18 protein-coding genes are annotated in these 12,543 nt (G+C 60.0%); 13 read left to right on the forward strand and 5 right to left on the reverse strand.

Annotated elements, in window-relative coordinates; all coding sequences use genetic code 11:
• Positions 1 to 180: 180 nt before the first annotated feature.
• The 3 genes from ACSMXM_RS13740 to ACSMXM_RS13750 are packed head-to-tail and all read right to left on the reverse strand — an operon-like array spanning position 181 to position 1,662.
• Positions 181 to 441, reverse strand: a complete 261-nt coding sequence (locus ACSMXM_RS13740; RefSeq protein WP_050600497.1) for a DUF5676 family membrane protein — start codon at positions 439 to 441, stop codon at positions 181 to 183.
• A 44-nt stretch (positions 442 to 485) separates the two neighbouring features.
• The gene (locus tag ACSMXM_RS13745) at positions 486 to 953 is read right to left on the reverse strand and encodes a DUF411 domain-containing protein (protein WP_460316916.1); all 468 of its coding nucleotides are present in this window, start codon (positions 951 to 953) and stop codon (positions 486 to 488) included.
• 1 nt (position 954) lies between these two features.
• Positions 955 to 1,662, reverse strand: a complete 708-nt coding sequence (locus ACSMXM_RS13750; protein WP_348035581.1) for a class I SAM-dependent methyltransferase — start codon at positions 1,660 to 1,662, stop codon at positions 955 to 957.
• 122 nt (positions 1,663 to 1,784) lie between these two features.
• On the opposite strand from ACSMXM_RS13750, the gene ACSMXM_RS13755 reads away from it, so the two are divergent.
• Genes ACSMXM_RS13755 through ACSMXM_RS13785 form a run of 7 tightly spaced genes read left to right on the forward strand, consistent with a single transcriptional unit; the run spans position 1,785 to position 7,575 of the window.
• On the forward strand, positions 1,785 to 2,081 hold the full coding sequence (locus ACSMXM_RS13755) for a hypothetical protein (RefSeq protein WP_460316918.1): 297 nt from the start codon (positions 1,785 to 1,787) through the stop codon (positions 2,079 to 2,081).
• Between the two features lie 3 nt (positions 2,082 to 2,084).
• Positions 2,085 to 2,519, forward strand: coding sequence for a periplasmic heavy metal sensor (locus tag ACSMXM_RS13760; protein ID WP_290845730.1), 435 nt, complete (start codon positions 2,085 to 2,087; stop codon positions 2,517 to 2,519).
• A gap of 6 nt (positions 2,520 to 2,525) precedes the next feature.
• Positions 2,526 to 3,101, forward strand: coding sequence for an RNA polymerase sigma factor (locus tag ACSMXM_RS13765; protein ID WP_460316919.1), 576 nt, complete (start codon positions 2,526 to 2,528; stop codon positions 3,099 to 3,101).
• A gap of 44 nt (positions 3,102 to 3,145) precedes the next feature.
• The gene (locus ACSMXM_RS13770; RefSeq protein WP_103022937.1) at positions 3,146 to 4,963 is read left to right on the forward strand and encodes a copper resistance system multicopper oxidase; all 1,818 of its coding nucleotides are present in this window, start codon (positions 3,146 to 3,148) and stop codon (positions 4,961 to 4,963) included.
• Entirely contained in the window at positions 4,960 to 6,237 is a 1,278-nt protein-coding gene (locus ACSMXM_RS13775) for a copper resistance protein B (RefSeq protein WP_335642330.1), read from the forward strand. Before ACSMXM_RS13770 ends, ACSMXM_RS13775 begins: the two co-directional genes overlap by 4 nt.
• A 16-nt stretch (positions 6,238 to 6,253) precedes the next feature.
• Positions 6,254 to 6,817, forward strand: a complete 564-nt coding sequence (locus tag ACSMXM_RS13780; RefSeq protein WP_233996517.1) for a YybH family protein — start codon at positions 6,254 to 6,256, stop codon at positions 6,815 to 6,817.
• 23 nt (positions 6,818 to 6,840) lie between these two features.
• Positions 6,841 to 7,575 (forward strand): PepSY domain-containing protein, encoded by a 735-nt coding sequence (locus tag ACSMXM_RS13785; RefSeq protein ID WP_348035585.1) that lies wholly within the window; start codon positions 6,841 to 6,843, stop codon positions 7,573 to 7,575.
• A 13-nt stretch (positions 7,576 to 7,588) separates the two neighbouring features.
• Here ACSMXM_RS13785 and ACSMXM_RS13790 read toward each other — a convergent pair whose 3' ends face one another.
• Together ACSMXM_RS13790 and ACSMXM_RS13795 are read right to left on the reverse strand one after the other, a co-directional pair.
• Complete coding sequence (locus ACSMXM_RS13790; RefSeq protein ID WP_063505471.1) at positions 7,589 to 8,029, reverse strand: hypothetical protein; 441 nt, start codon at positions 8,027 to 8,029, stop codon at positions 7,589 to 7,591.
• A gap of 84 nt (positions 8,030 to 8,113) precedes the next feature.
• Complete coding sequence (locus ACSMXM_RS13795; RefSeq protein WP_063505470.1) at positions 8,114 to 8,401, reverse strand: hypothetical protein; 288 nt, start codon at positions 8,399 to 8,401, stop codon at positions 8,114 to 8,116.
• Between the two features lie 231 nt (positions 8,402 to 8,632).
• On the opposite strand from ACSMXM_RS13795, the gene ACSMXM_RS13800 reads away from it, so the two are divergent.
• From ACSMXM_RS13800 to ACSMXM_RS13825, 6 genes are all read left to right on the forward strand, one after another.
• A complete protein-coding gene (locus tag ACSMXM_RS13800; protein ID WP_348499759.1) occupies positions 8,633 to 9,022 on the forward strand; it encodes a hypothetical protein in 390 nt (129 codons plus the stop codon).
• Between the two features lie 517 nt (positions 9,023 to 9,539).
• A complete protein-coding gene (locus tag ACSMXM_RS13805; RefSeq protein ID WP_460317613.1) occupies positions 9,540 to 9,893 on the forward strand; it encodes a hypothetical protein in 354 nt (117 codons plus the stop codon).
• Between the two features lie 9 nt (positions 9,894 to 9,902).
• Positions 9,903 to 10,310, forward strand: a complete 408-nt coding sequence (locus ACSMXM_RS13810; protein ID WP_460316920.1) for a hypothetical protein — start codon at positions 9,903 to 9,905, stop codon at positions 10,308 to 10,310.
• A 336-nt stretch (positions 10,311 to 10,646) separates the two neighbouring features.
• Entirely contained in the window at positions 10,647 to 10,829 is a 183-nt protein-coding gene (locus ACSMXM_RS13815) for a hypothetical protein (RefSeq protein WP_460316921.1), read from the forward strand.
• A 535-nt stretch (positions 10,830 to 11,364) separates the two neighbouring features.
• The gene (locus ACSMXM_RS13820; protein ID WP_341858720.1) at positions 11,365 to 11,775 is read left to right on the forward strand and encodes a single-stranded DNA-binding protein; all 411 of its coding nucleotides are present in this window, start codon (positions 11,365 to 11,367) and stop codon (positions 11,773 to 11,775) included.
• A gap of 309 nt (positions 11,776 to 12,084) precedes the next feature.
• Positions 12,085 to 12,303: a hypothetical protein gene (locus ACSMXM_RS13825; protein WP_341858719.1), complete on the forward strand. Its 219-nt coding sequence runs from the start codon at positions 12,085 to 12,087 to the stop codon at positions 12,301 to 12,303.
• Positions 12,304 to 12,543 lie beyond the last annotated feature (240 nt).

Below are 12,543 nucleotides of genomic sequence, written 5' to 3' on the forward strand. Positions count from 1 at the left end.
CAGGAGCAGACCCCGTCTATCGTCGCTGGATCGATATCGCGAAATTGTTCGTCTCCTGTCGAGGCGTCATTCTGATTGGTGTCGCCAGCCTTCTTTTGTCGCATCCGACACCCGCGTGGAACCAAGTGCTTGTTCCGATCGATAGAGCGCCGTTTCAAGCCAGTCTGATTTCCTCAAGCGTTATCTGAAGTACCGGTATAACGGCACCACGATCACCGCGATGTACCACCCATATAAGAAGCTGCCGATTGCGCCTGCGAGAAATCCAGGCAGAGTCAGCCATTCGTATCCGGGAAGCAGCGGTTCCCAGGCCTCATGCATATGGAACCGTTCGGGCGCGAGCAGGCCGAAAGCTATGCAGATCAAATAGCTGACGAGCAGAAACAGGCTGAGTGTCCAGCCCCAGGCAATGATCGAGGATTTGAGCGAACGCTCTGACATCATGGTTCTCCTGTTGAATTACCGTCATCTGGGCTGGTCGGCGTTTACGGATAGGATGCGAAGACTTTCTGGCCGTCCGGACCGAAAGCGATGACCTCATAGGGCTGCACTCGATCGCCCATTTCCATGCCGGGGGAGCCTAGCGGCATTCCGGGAACGGCGAGGCCGGTCACGCCCTCGGGCCTTTCGCGCAGGAGCCGCGCGATCGCTTCGGCGGGCACATGACCTTCGATGATGTAGCCCTCGACTTCCATTGTGTGGCACGACCACATATCCTGCGGTACGCCCTTGGCTGCCTTGAGCGCACTCATATCGTCAGTATCGACCGAAGCCACTTCTGCTTCCATGCCGCCCTCGACATGTCCTGCCCAGCTCAGGCAGCAACCACATCCCGGGTCCCTGAACATCGTGTAGGTGGCGGCCTGTGCGGCATTCGAGCAGGCCGCAAGCGTGAGAAGAACCGATGCCGTCAGCCAACGCCGCAGCGGCTTCGATGGATTGTCTTTGATCATGTTACATGCCTTTCTTGGAGCCGCGCCAGAGCGAAATGGTTCCGGTTGCGGTATGGATCTGAGCGAGCAGCTCTGCGCTTGCGAAAATTTCGCCTAGCAATTTCTCGACTGCTCCGTCAGCGCTCGGCTGGGTGTCTGGTAAACCGTCGAGAAGCTGAACGGTCGCGCGGAACATTGCGCGCATGAGCGGATGGTCCTGGCGCATGTAATCAGCGATCAGCACCATGCCGCCAGGAGCTAGCAAGGCCTCCATTTGCTCGAGGATCGCGCGCTTCTGCGACACGGGAACCTGGTGCAAAACAAGCGAGCTGACGATCGTATCGGGTCGCCGATCACCCGAAAGGTCGAGACTGTCGAGAAATCCGTTGTGCCATCGAACGAGGCCCGCAGCAGGACCAAGCTTGCGCCGTGCGATCGCAAGCGCTGCCGGATCGGGTTCTACGCCTAATAAATCTGCTTGGGGGCAGCTGGTCATGAAGGCTCGCAACAACGTCCCCGTGCCGCAACCTACATCCATGACCTTGTCGCCAGGTTTTACTCGAGCCTGTTTGACGATCTCCCGGCGCCATTTCGCCTCGCGCGTGAAAACGCCAATCGCACGATCGTAGAGCGGTGTGAGCCAGCTGTGGCCAAGCAGAGGAGTGAACTCCCGTCCCACTTTTGTGAGGCGTGCATTTTTCACCACATAATTTCCGATCTGTTCAAACAACCTTCGCTATTGTTCGTTGCACGTTCTGATACGCACAGCCGGGCCGCAGCCCTCAAAAAAGAAACTTAAGGGTTCGGGTATTCTATCGCGTATAGGAAGCGGGCAACCGACAGGAGCAATGGATGCGTAACAATCAGACACTCGATGCGATGCTTGGGACGCTGGGCACACAGGACTCCTTCAAAGTTCCGGACGATTTCATGACCGGCGTGTGGCAACGGGCAGGCCAGCTTGGCGAAATCGTTGAACGACGCCGCAGGATGGTCTTGTTTGCGGGCCTGTTCGTCGTCGGTCTGGGAGCCGGCGCAGGCACCAGCGGGTGGCCTGCACAATTTGCTGGTTCCCAACCTGGCATAGCTGATAGTATCATTGTCGGAGAGCGGCTCTCGCCCTCCGCGCTGCTGCATGTGGAGCGCTAGACATTGAAGAAATTGCATATTGCCCTCGCGGTGCTGCTCGCGGCGCTCGCCGGTAGTCTCGGTGCGCTCGGCGCGGATCGCTGGGCCAATCACGATGCTGATACGGGCCTGCATGCGTTCGTGCATGATGAACTCACGCTAACAAACGAGCAGAAGCAACGCCTTGAGATACTCGAAGCGCGCTTCGCTGTGGAACGGGCCAGGCTCGAGGCCTCTGCGCGCGCTGCCAACGCCCAACTCGCGCAGGCGATGGAAGCCGAACACGAATACGGACCCGGGGTGGGGACGGCCATCGACGAGGTTCATGCCCGCATGGGCGATCTCCAAAAAGCAACGGTCCGCCATGTCTTCGACATGCGTGAAATTCTCGACCCCGATCAGCAAAGACGATTTGACCAGCAAGTGTCCAAAGCTCTTACCGACAGCCCGCGCAGCTGACCCCGCATGCCGGTAAAAAAGGGAGGCAATTCAGAACAAATACTTGTCGCGCAAGTAGTGGCCGGCAGCAGGCAGGCGTTTTCGTCTCTTGTCGAAGCCCATATCGCGCGGCTGATTGCGCTGGCGACGCGCATGCTGGGGTCTTCCTCCTCCGCTCAGGACGTGGTCCAGGATAGCCTCGCATCGGTCTGGCTCACCCGGCATCGTCTCGATGCCTCCAAGCCCGTCGGCCCTTATCTTACAACCATTGTCCTGAACCGGTGTCGCGACCGACTTCGCCGAAGGAAGATCGTCGGTTTCTTCGGTTTTTCGGGTTCCGACGAGATACAGGCGGTGGCCGACGACACGCCCGATCCCGAAATCCTTGCAGCCAGCCGTGAGCAACTCAGGCTCGTCGAGGCGGAGATCGGGCAGTTACCCATACGCCTGCGCGAAGCGCTCGTGCTCGTCAGTGTTGAGGGCAGAAGCCAGGCCGAGGCCGCCGCGCTGCTCGGGACGACCGAGAAGGCGATCGAGACCCGGATCTATCGCGCCCGGAATCGTTTGAGAGAACGGGTTAAAAACTTTGAGGGGTTCAGCTGACGGGCGCGTAAGGGTCGGTGTATGTCACATCAGGAGCCGCACGTATGATCTCCGTCAATCGACGAAAATTTCTTGGAGCAGGAGCGGGCGGCATGGGCCTGCTTGGTCTGGCCGGTGCTGTTCCGGCCTGGGCGCGCGGAGCCGATCTGCTGACCGGCGCGGCCCGCAAGGGTATCGACGAGGCAACTGGCCCCAATATCGATCTGACGGTGGCGCGATCGGCGTTTTCAACCGGGAACCGCCGCGGCGGTGCTATCGCTGTCAATGGCAGCATTCCCGGACCCCTCCTGCGCCTGCGGGAAGGGACGACAGTCCGGCTCAACGTTCACAACCAGCTTGAAGAAGACACTTCAATCCACTGGCATGGCCTGCTCGTGCCGTTCCAGCTCGACGGTGTCCCCGGAGTGAGTTTTCCGGGAGTGAAGCCGGGCGAAACGTTCACCGCAGAATTCCCGGTCAGGCAGGCAGGAACCTATTGGTGGCATTCGCATAGCGGGCTGCAGGAGCAGGCTGGCCATTACGGCCCGATCGTGGTCGATCCCGCAGGTGCCGATCCGGTTCAAGCCGACCGCGAATATATCGTGGTGCTGAGCGAATTCAGCGAGATGTCGCCGCACACGATCTTCGACAAGCTCAAGAAGGGCGAGGGCTACTTCAACTACAACCAGAACACCTGGACGGATGATTATCCGCTGTCGGGTGAGGACCGCCGGATGTGGGCGAAGATGCGCATGATGCCGACTGACATCCTGGACGTATCGAGCGCAGCCTATACCTACCTTCTGAATGGCCATGGCCCGCTTGACAATCTGGAGTATCTGTTCCGGCCGGGTGAGCGGGTGCGCCTGCGCTTTGTCAATGCCGGGGCGATGACCTTCTTCAACATCCGCATTCCCGGCCTGCCGATGACCGTTGTTCAGGCGGACGGGCAGAATGTCGAGCCGGTCGAGGTCGACGAGTTCCAGATCGGCGTGGCCGAGACATATGATGTCGTCGTGACCCCCGGTGAGCAGGCTGCATATACGCTGGTGGCAGAATCGATGGACCGCTCTGGCATGGGCATCGCGACGCTGGCGAGCAGGCCCGGCGCGCGCGCAGCAATCCCTCCGCTGCGTGATCCGCCGCTGCTCACCATGGCCGACATGGGCATGAGCGGTATGGACCACGGTGCAGGCACTGGTGGTGACATGTCTGGCATGGACCACGGAAACGATGATGCCATGGCGGGCATGGATCATGGCTCTAGCGGAACGCCGGACGGCGACCCAATGGCGGGGATGGCAGGCATGTCGGGCATGCAGATGCGCGATACGTCCCTTTTGCCTCCGGACGTCGAGGTTGGCCCCGGACTCGACATGGTGTCGATGAATCCGGTGGATCGCATGGGCGATCCCGGAATCGGTCTTGCCGATGTGCCCCATCGCACGCTCGATTATCGCAAGCTTCGCGCGCTGACGCCCCACCAGGAGGGCAGAACGCCGTCCCGGCGGATGGAAATCCATCTGACCGGTAATATGGAGCGCTACATGTGGTCGTTCGACGGCAAGAAGTTTTCCGCCGTCTCCGACGAACCGATCCGCTTCGCCTATGACGAGCGGGTCCGGGTCAAGCTCATCAACGACACGATGATGGCGCATCCGATCCATCTCCACGGCCATTTCTTCGAACTGGTCAATGGCGCCCCTGCGGATCGCCAGCCCCTGAAGCACACGGTAATCCTGCAGCCAGGCGGCAGCGCCCAATTCGACCTGACTGCCGACGAGCCGGGTGACTGGGCCTTTCACTGTCATCTTCTTTACCACATGCACGCCGGGATGTTTCAGATCGTCACGGTCGCCAATCCGGACGGGAGCGAAGCATGAAGACTTTTGTAGCAAGCCTGCTTGCCTCGCTCGCTGCCGGAACGATGCTGCCGGCAGCGGCTTTGGCACAGCACGCCGGGCATGACACCAGCCGACCCCAGCCCGGCGCTGAGACGCGCACGGACCATGACGCTGCGGATAGGTGTGCGCAGGAAGCGCAGCGCCATCGGGACATGGGCCATGCCGTTCCGGACGGCGCCTGCGAGCCGACCGCCAGCGACCAACCGGCGATGGATCACGGAACCATGGATCATTCGCAGATGAGCCAAGGGGCGATGGCCGAAGGTGAAGAAAGTTCGGGCATGGAGATGCCCATGGCGCAGTCCGGTCAGGAATCCATGGAAATGGATCACAGCCAGATGAATCATGGCGATATGCCTCAAGGCCAGGCGAGCCAGAGCGAGATGGACCACAGCCAGATGGACCACAGCCAGATGGACCACAGTCAGATGGGCCAGGTTTCCGCGCCGTCACCAGCCATGCAGGGAATGGATCATTCCGCAATGCAAGGGTCTGCCGACGATATGATCCCGCTCCTCCCGCCTCCGCCCGAAGCTGGCAGCGGCCCCGCGCGCGCCGGTATTGCAATTTGGGGCGAGGAAGCCATGAACGAAGCCCGGCAGGAGCTGGTCCGCGAAACCGATGGCGGCATGCGGCTATGGATACAGGGCGACCGCGTGGAATACCGGGCGCGCGAAGGCGCGGACGGCTATCTTTGGGACGTTCAGGGTTATTACGGCGGCGATATCAATAAGTTCTGGTTCAAATCGGAAGGCGAGGGCAGCTTCGGCGAACCGATCGAAGGGGCCGAGGTGCAGGCTCTGTGGAGCCGCGCCATCGCACCCTTTTTCGACTTCCAGGCTGGTGTCCGACAAGACTTGACCGGACCTGAACGCACCCATGCGGTGATCGGCATCCAGGGTATTGCCCCTTACAAGTTCGAAGTCGATGCTGCGGCGTTTATTTCCAGCAAGGGCGATGTGACGGCCCGCATCGAGGGCGAACTTGACCAGCGCATCACCCAGCGGTTGATCCTTCAGCCGCGCGCGGAACTTGCACTTTCGGCTCAGGATATTCCGGAGCTGGGAGTTGGCGCGGGGATCGACCGAATCGAAGCAGGCCTTCGCCTGCGCTATGAATTCGCACGCGAATTCGCGCCGTATATCGGCGTCTCTCAGGAATGGCGGATAGGCGATAGTGCCGCCTATGCCCGTGCGGCCGGCGAAGACCCGAGCGTGACGAACTATGTCGTCGGTGTCCGGTTCTGGTTCTAAAAAAATGGAATAACTAATGAAAAAGTCGATGATTATTCAAGGTTTGATGGCTTCGGCCCTCGCAGTTTCCGCAGTACCGGCAATGGCGCAGACCATGGATCATTCGGCGCATCAGGAACAAACTGACGCGATGGAGATGGACCATTCGGCGCAAGGCATGAACCATGCCGATCACATGGCGGCCATGAACGACGATGTCGCTGGTGCAGAAGTGGCTCTGGTCGCCTACCGTGAGGCATTGATGGCCCGCGACGCTGACGCAATGGATGCCCTTTTTGTAGACGAATCTTTCGTTTACGAGAACGGCAAGGACGAAGGCAGCTTCACGCATTATATGGAGCATCATCTCGGGCCCGAACTGGATGCAATTACAAGTTTCACCTTCGGTGATCCGACCGTCGCGGTCACCCGCATGGGGCATCTCGCTTACGGGCGCGAGACCTATACCTACCGGATCGAACTGACGGATGGGCGGGTGATCGACCGCGAAGGCGTGGCAACATCCGTACTTGCCCATAACGCCGATGGCTGGAAGATCGTGCAATACCATTCTTCATCGCGCGCGCCGCGCAACCGCTGATCGGAGTGCGAGGGGGCAACCGGGTGGCCAAACGCTCGTTCAAGCTGCGCCTGCATATCCTGGGCAGCAAGCTGCACAAATGGCTGGCGATCTTCGTCGGCCTCCAGGTGCTTGTGTGGATGGCCACCGGAGCTCTGATGTCCTTTCTCGATCTGGAGGAAGTACGATCCGAGCACGTCATCTCGCGTGCAGCGCAAACGCTTCCCGACGATGCCGCCATCCCGCGATGGCTGTCCGACAGCGATGACATTACCGCAATCACGACCCGGGTTCTTGATGGCAAGACTGTTACTGAGGTGCGGCGAGCCGATGGCGCGGTGAGCCTGCATGAGCCACAAAGCGGTCGGATATTATCTCCCATTCCCGCAGCCACGGCACGTTCAATTGCGCGGCGCGCCTGGGTCGGTCCGCAAACATCCATCCATGCGGCGCGCCTGGTCGACGAAAGCGTTGGCACCGAATTCAGGGGCCCGTTTCCTGCATGGCAAATCACCTATAATGACGTGGCTAACACGCGCGTCTATGTCGATGCATCGAGCGGTGCGGTCCTCTCCGCGCGAAGCGACACGTGGCGGTTCTTCGATTTCATCTGGGGGCTGCACATCATGGACTGGACGCAGCGCGACCGGATCAACAGCTGGTGGCTTTTGCTGTTCGGCATCGGCGGGACAATTATCGCGATCTCGGGCTTCGTCTTGCTGGCCAACAGGTTCCCGAGGACTAAGCGCCGGGCGAGACATGGCCAAGTCGCTCGTTGAGACTGCTTTCAGTTCAGTTGCGCTCGGTTTGAGCAAACCGAACCAGAAGGATGGTTAGCAGAGGCACGATCGTCCACATCGCGATCGGGATCAGCGCCATGCCGGTCAATGGATCATGGGGCATCAGATCGCTATAGCGCCAGCTCAGCAGGCTGTCTGACGGTAGCGACGTCGCCATGATTTCGACAGCGATTGCAATGACAAGGCCGAAACCGAAGTAAATTGCATAAGATATCCTGGCGCCTCGGCGAAACCAGGCGCGCCCGCCCTTGATGGCTGCGAGCGAGTAGGCTGCGAGCAGGATAAGTCCATCGCCCAAGCTCGCAATGCCGCAGCGAATGGTCTGTTCATAGGGTTCGAGATTGCCCGGAACGAAAAACGGCATCTGGTAGATTTCCCAGACGAACGCGATCAAGCTGCCGCAAATATAGACTAGCCAGTGGGTTCTGGTCACCTTGCCAGGACACCGCAGATATGTGCATCACAAAGCCGCGCCTGGCCTGCATTTTCGGTCCTCAATCGCGTCTGCATTGCCAGATTACTCAGCCTCTCCATCATCCGCGTTGTCGGCAAGCCGAGCAGCGCGGTCAAGAAATTTGCGCATGTCGTTCGCTGCCAGTTCGGTGAGGGGGTGCCTGCTCGCATCGGGACGGGGCTCAATCATGTCCGCGCGCTTTCTGATCTGTTCAATCTGCTCACTGCTCGCTCCGGACAGCAGGCCAAGAACGATGTTTTCGAGCGTTATGAGACGAATGCGCATCTGCACCAGCTCGGCGTGATCCGGTTCCGGGACTTCCCAGCTGCCGTCTTCGTTGACCGCGCTCATTGCGGCATTCCCGGCGTCTTTTCCGATGTCATGACGTTACCTCTCTTTTTTCTCCCGGCTTATGCCGGAAACGTGGCTGAAAATCAGTAATGCTGCAACCGGCTCGGCTGTTGGCCTGCCCTTCGCCGCCACCATATTTTGCGTGATTGTTTGAGGGGAAGCGACGTTCGCTGCGTAAAGGAGATGAATGCACAAGGCATCCACCACATGACCAAAGAAGGGAATTCGACGATGAAACGCACAGCCCTAGCCCTATTGCTCGCCACCGGCCTGACAGCCTCCCCGGTGATGGCACAGCAGCAGCATGACCATGCAAATCAAGCTGCAGCACAGCAGCAGGATCACAGTGGCCACATGATGCAGGATTCCGAGGCCATGACAGCCCATCGTGAGAAGATGGCTGAAATGCGCGCGCTGATGCAGCAGGCCCGCGCCGCGAGCGATCCTGCCGAACGCCAAAGGCTGATGGCCGAGCACCGCGAAAAGATGCAGGAACACATGGCGGGCATGATGCAGGGGGGCGACGCCGATATGATGGCGGCCTGTCACCAGCGCATGACGATGATGCACGATATGATGGGGCAGATGGCTGCCCAGCAGGACATGGCGCAGCGCGATTAGGAACCGGCGCCCCGGGTGGGTGTGCTAACGCTCCCCGGGGTCCGCTCGCTGCAATGGGTCGCAATTTGGCCAAACATTGCATTGCCCAGCACGTGAAATTCGAATGCATCCCGCGCTAGTGCACCCTCAAGAAACTGTTCTGAGAGATGAGAGCTCCAGATGCGTAACATTCTGTAGGACAGCGGTAAGCCGCCATGAAAGGGCACTCGTCAGTATGAAGCCAATCCAGCTGTTGGCGCTTGTTTGCGCAAGTCTTCTTTGGGTCAGCCCGGTCCACGCGCATGGCGACGAAGCGCATGGCGGGGCCGAGAGCGCAGCTGCGCCTGCGACAGGCAGTCCAGCAGACAACTTTGGTGAAGCCCAGGAATTATCGAATGGAGCTTCGGGCGACGCTCATGCTTCCGGCGGGCACGACGAAGCATCGGGTGAGGCCGCCGATGTGAACGAGGAAGGCATCGTCGGTGTGCTCAAGAGATTGCATCCCGCCACGATACATTTCCCGATTGCCCTGTTTCTGATGGCCGCGCTGGCCGAGCTCTTCGTCGGTAAGCGTAGAGAAGCCGGCTTGGAGCCCGCCGTACGCGTGCTCATTTACGGCGGTGCGGGCGGCGCCGTCATCGCGGCCATATTCGGGTGGATACATACCGGCCTGTGGTTTGGCGGGGATACGGCAATGCAGCTCCATCGCTGGAACGGCATGCTCATTGCCGTTCTGGGTGTTGTACTCGCCGCGCTCGCGCACCGCCGCCCGGAAAGCCGGACGATGCTGCGCATTGCGCTTGCTTCGATGGCTGTGCTCATTCTCGCCCAAGGGTTCCTCGGAGGCGAACTGGCGCATGGCCAGAACCATCTCGGCATTTCCTGGCTGTAAGGGAATCGTATGATGCGCAAAAGCAAATCGAAGATGACAGCCGCCGGTCTCGCTCCAGTCGTGGGTGCCCTGTTTTTCCTCGCCGGGTGTGACGAATCGCGGGTTTCGGCACCTGACGCGCAGACGCCAATTACCATCGGAACTGTGCCATCGGCTGCCACAGCTTCCCTCGATGTTGAGGGTCCGAAAAATTCCTCGGATGCTAACCGCGAGACGCAGTCAGTGACCGCAGGAACTTCCCCTGAGAGCATGGGCGAGGCCTCAACCAGGCCGCGCTCCGGCAACTCGCGCGCGGCACCAGTGACGCCAATTTTACCGGCAGATGCCAGCGCGGTCACGCCGACAGCCGAGCACGCCGACCCGCATGCAGGTCACGATATGCGGACGATGCCGGATCACGACATGAAAGACATGTGACGCGAGCGGGAAGGAACATCGAGCGTCTTTTACATCGCTCACCGAACAGGCGGTCCCGACGTCCCCCCGGAGCCCTGCGGGCCGCAGGTGCAATTGGGCCGCTTTGAAACCCCGCGTATGACACGCTCATGCGCGGGGTTTCTTCTGCGCAAGGCAATTTTCAGGAGAGCCGCGACCTGAAATGAATAATGTGTCGTGCAAGTGCCATCCCTGTCCCGAACAGGCGACCGGAACAGTGCTATCGGCGCTGTGATACTAACGGTTCTGTAGACGCTGGGCCTCTGCTTGATACGATGATTGACTGCTGCGTCGCCGCTTCAATTTGGAGAATTCCATATGGTGATCGAGAAGAAGGATAGAGACCTTTTGCGATGGGAAGAAGAAGGCGGCGCGCTGCCCTGTGGACCGCAAGAAGCTGTGGGAGCTGCATGTGACAAACGCGATAGTCCCGAACGCTCTGATGCAAGCAACGTAACGCCTGATGGCGCAGAAATGAAAAAGGCTAGCTTGTCACCGTAACTCGCAGTGATCTCCTTTTACGTCATGTCCTTGCAACCGATGTGTCGCCGGTTAGCCCCGAGATGATGGCCTTGGGTATCGAGCGCTGCCGGATCAATTTCGGCCTTGAGCATGGCCGGGAGAAGCGCTCCGCTTGGTAGGGGTTGCCTCATAGGCTTGGGTCTGCCTCTGACCTTGAGCCGTGTTGGAGTCTCCTGTTGATTGCGGCGCTGCCCGCGATTTCATGGACCTTCTTGCTGCAAGCGGAGGCACCGCGGCCTGCGAATAAAGCGTTGGACCATGGCGCTGCCTTCATGCCCACTCCGAACCCAGTCCGGCTTTTCCTGCGAACCTGTCTGAATCAGGTCAGCTGAGCCCGGCAACCCATTTTCTTTCCGGCCGTGTTGCCCGCTGCGCGGGCTGCCCGCACCACCCGGCGTAAACGGGTTTCCCTTGGCGCTGCGCGCCTGCGGTGCAGTCCTCCCATGCCCTGTTTCTCATCGACGGTCGCAAGCCGGAAATGGTTTCCGGGTTGAGAGCTGAAGGAGAATTTATCATGACCAATATCGTTATCCTCACCGGCCGCATTGCCCGCGATCCCGAAACACGGGAAACCAAGAGCGGAACCAGCGTCACCGGGATCACCGTCGTCACCGATCGCCCCGCTCGCGACAAGGACGGCAAGACCTACAAGGATGAAAACGGCTACACCGCCAAGGACAGCGAATTTCACCGCGTGACCTGCTTCAACGGCCTCGCCAAGACGGTCGGCCAGTATTGCTCGAAAGGCCAGCTGGTGTCGGTACAGGGCCGTCTGCATTACACCCAGTGGGACGATCAGGACGGCGTGAAGCGGTACGGCTGCGAGATCCTCGCCGACAAGGTCGACTTTCTCTCGCGCGGCAATAGTCAGAGCGGTGAATCTGGCGGCGAAAGCGATAATCGCGACGCTCCCGAAATCGACTGATCTTTCCCAACTGATCTCTCCCGAAGGGGTCCTGTCCTCACCGGACAGGGCCCCTCCTTGTGTTGTTCAGGAGCGTAAGAGCGGGGAGGGGCTGACCCACGGAAATCTTATTGTGACGGGCGTGCAGCCACCGCATCAAGGACGGCGGGGCCCCACCATTTTGTCTTCTTTCGCTGCGCTGCAGTTCGACAAAATCGTTTCCCCCAACGCCACTTCGTGGTCGCCCGTGCGGGCGATCCTGTGACCCGGCACCTGCACGCCCGTCCGCCGGTCCTCCTGCCGTTTCAAGGCAGGCATCAGGAGGATATCATGGCTACACTCACTCAATCTGTATCGAGCTCGGACAGCTATTTCGAAGCTCTGGCTGTTGCTGAACGGCGTGCTTTGCACAGCTTCTTCGACCAGCATGTCGTCGAGGATGACGACCTTGGTCATTTCGCCTTCGATGAGGGCGACTACAATGCGGTGCCGCCGCATCTGGCAAACCGCATAGTGCATACTGTGCCCGGTGCGATGCTCGAGTTCTGACGCGCGATTGGGCAGGAGCCTTCTCCGGTTCCTGCCTCTTTGCGTCTCCGCATGCAGGAGTGATGGCTGCGAAAAGCGGAGCGGGGCTGGGGACGCGCTCTGTCCCGCGCTGCCTCTAGCAGCGCTCCTGAGGGCGCGGCATATTCGTTTTGGGCCCCGCGCGCACTGAGAACCGGCAGCGGGTCGGGCCGGCGCGAAGCTGGCGGGACCGACAAGTCCCGGTCCCTGGCTCCGCACGCA

It is taken from the genome of Pacificimonas sp. ICDLI1SI03 (assembly GCF_054740865.1).

What these genes read in the sequence shown, in the direction of transcription:
- ACSMXM_RS13740 (WP_050600497.1), bottom strand. Translation starts at nt 441, where the DNA reads ATGTCAGAGCGTTCGCTCAAATCCTCGATCATTGCCTGGGGCTGGACA.
- ACSMXM_RS13745 (WP_460316916.1), bottom strand. Translation starts at nt 953, where the DNA reads ATGATCAAAGACAATCCATCGAAGCCGCTGCGGCGTTGGCTGACGGCA.
- ACSMXM_RS13755 (WP_460316918.1), top strand. Translation starts at nt 1,785, where the DNA reads ATGCGTAACAATCAGACACTCGATGCGATGCTTGGGACGCTGGGCACA.
- ACSMXM_RS13765 (WP_460316919.1), top strand. Translation starts at nt 2,526, where the DNA reads ATGCCGGTAAAAAAGGGAGGCAATTCAGAACAAATACTTGTCGCGCAA.
- ACSMXM_RS13770 (WP_103022937.1), top strand. Translation starts at nt 3,146, where the DNA reads ATGATCTCCGTCAATCGACGAAAATTTCTTGGAGCAGGAGCGGGCGGC.
- ACSMXM_RS13775 (WP_335642330.1), top strand. Translation starts at nt 4,960, where the DNA reads ATGAAGACTTTTGTAGCAAGCCTGCTTGCCTCGCTCGCTGCCGGAACG.
- ACSMXM_RS13780 (WP_233996517.1), top strand. Translation starts at nt 6,254, where the DNA reads ATGAAAAAGTCGATGATTATTCAAGGTTTGATGGCTTCGGCCCTCGCA.
- ACSMXM_RS13795 (WP_063505470.1), bottom strand. Translation starts at nt 8,401, where the DNA reads ATGAGCGCGGTCAACGAAGACGGCAGCTGGGAAGTCCCGGAACCGGAT.
- ACSMXM_RS13800 (WP_348499759.1), top strand. Translation starts at nt 8,633, where the DNA reads ATGAAACGCACAGCCCTAGCCCTATTGCTCGCCACCGGCCTGACAGCC.
- ACSMXM_RS13805 (WP_460317613.1), top strand. Translation starts at nt 9,540, where the DNA reads ATGGCCGCGCTGGCCGAGCTCTTCGTCGGTAAGCGTAGAGAAGCCGGC.
- ACSMXM_RS13810 (WP_460316920.1), top strand. Translation starts at nt 9,903, where the DNA reads ATGATGCGCAAAAGCAAATCGAAGATGACAGCCGCCGGTCTCGCTCCA.
- ACSMXM_RS13815 (WP_460316921.1), top strand. Translation starts at nt 10,647, where the DNA reads ATGGTGATCGAGAAGAAGGATAGAGACCTTTTGCGATGGGAAGAAGAA.
- ACSMXM_RS13820 (WP_341858720.1), top strand. Translation starts at nt 11,365, where the DNA reads ATGACCAATATCGTTATCCTCACCGGCCGCATTGCCCGCGATCCCGAA.
- ACSMXM_RS13825 (WP_341858719.1), top strand. Translation starts at nt 12,085, where the DNA reads ATGGCTACACTCACTCAATCTGTATCGAGCTCGGACAGCTATTTCGAA.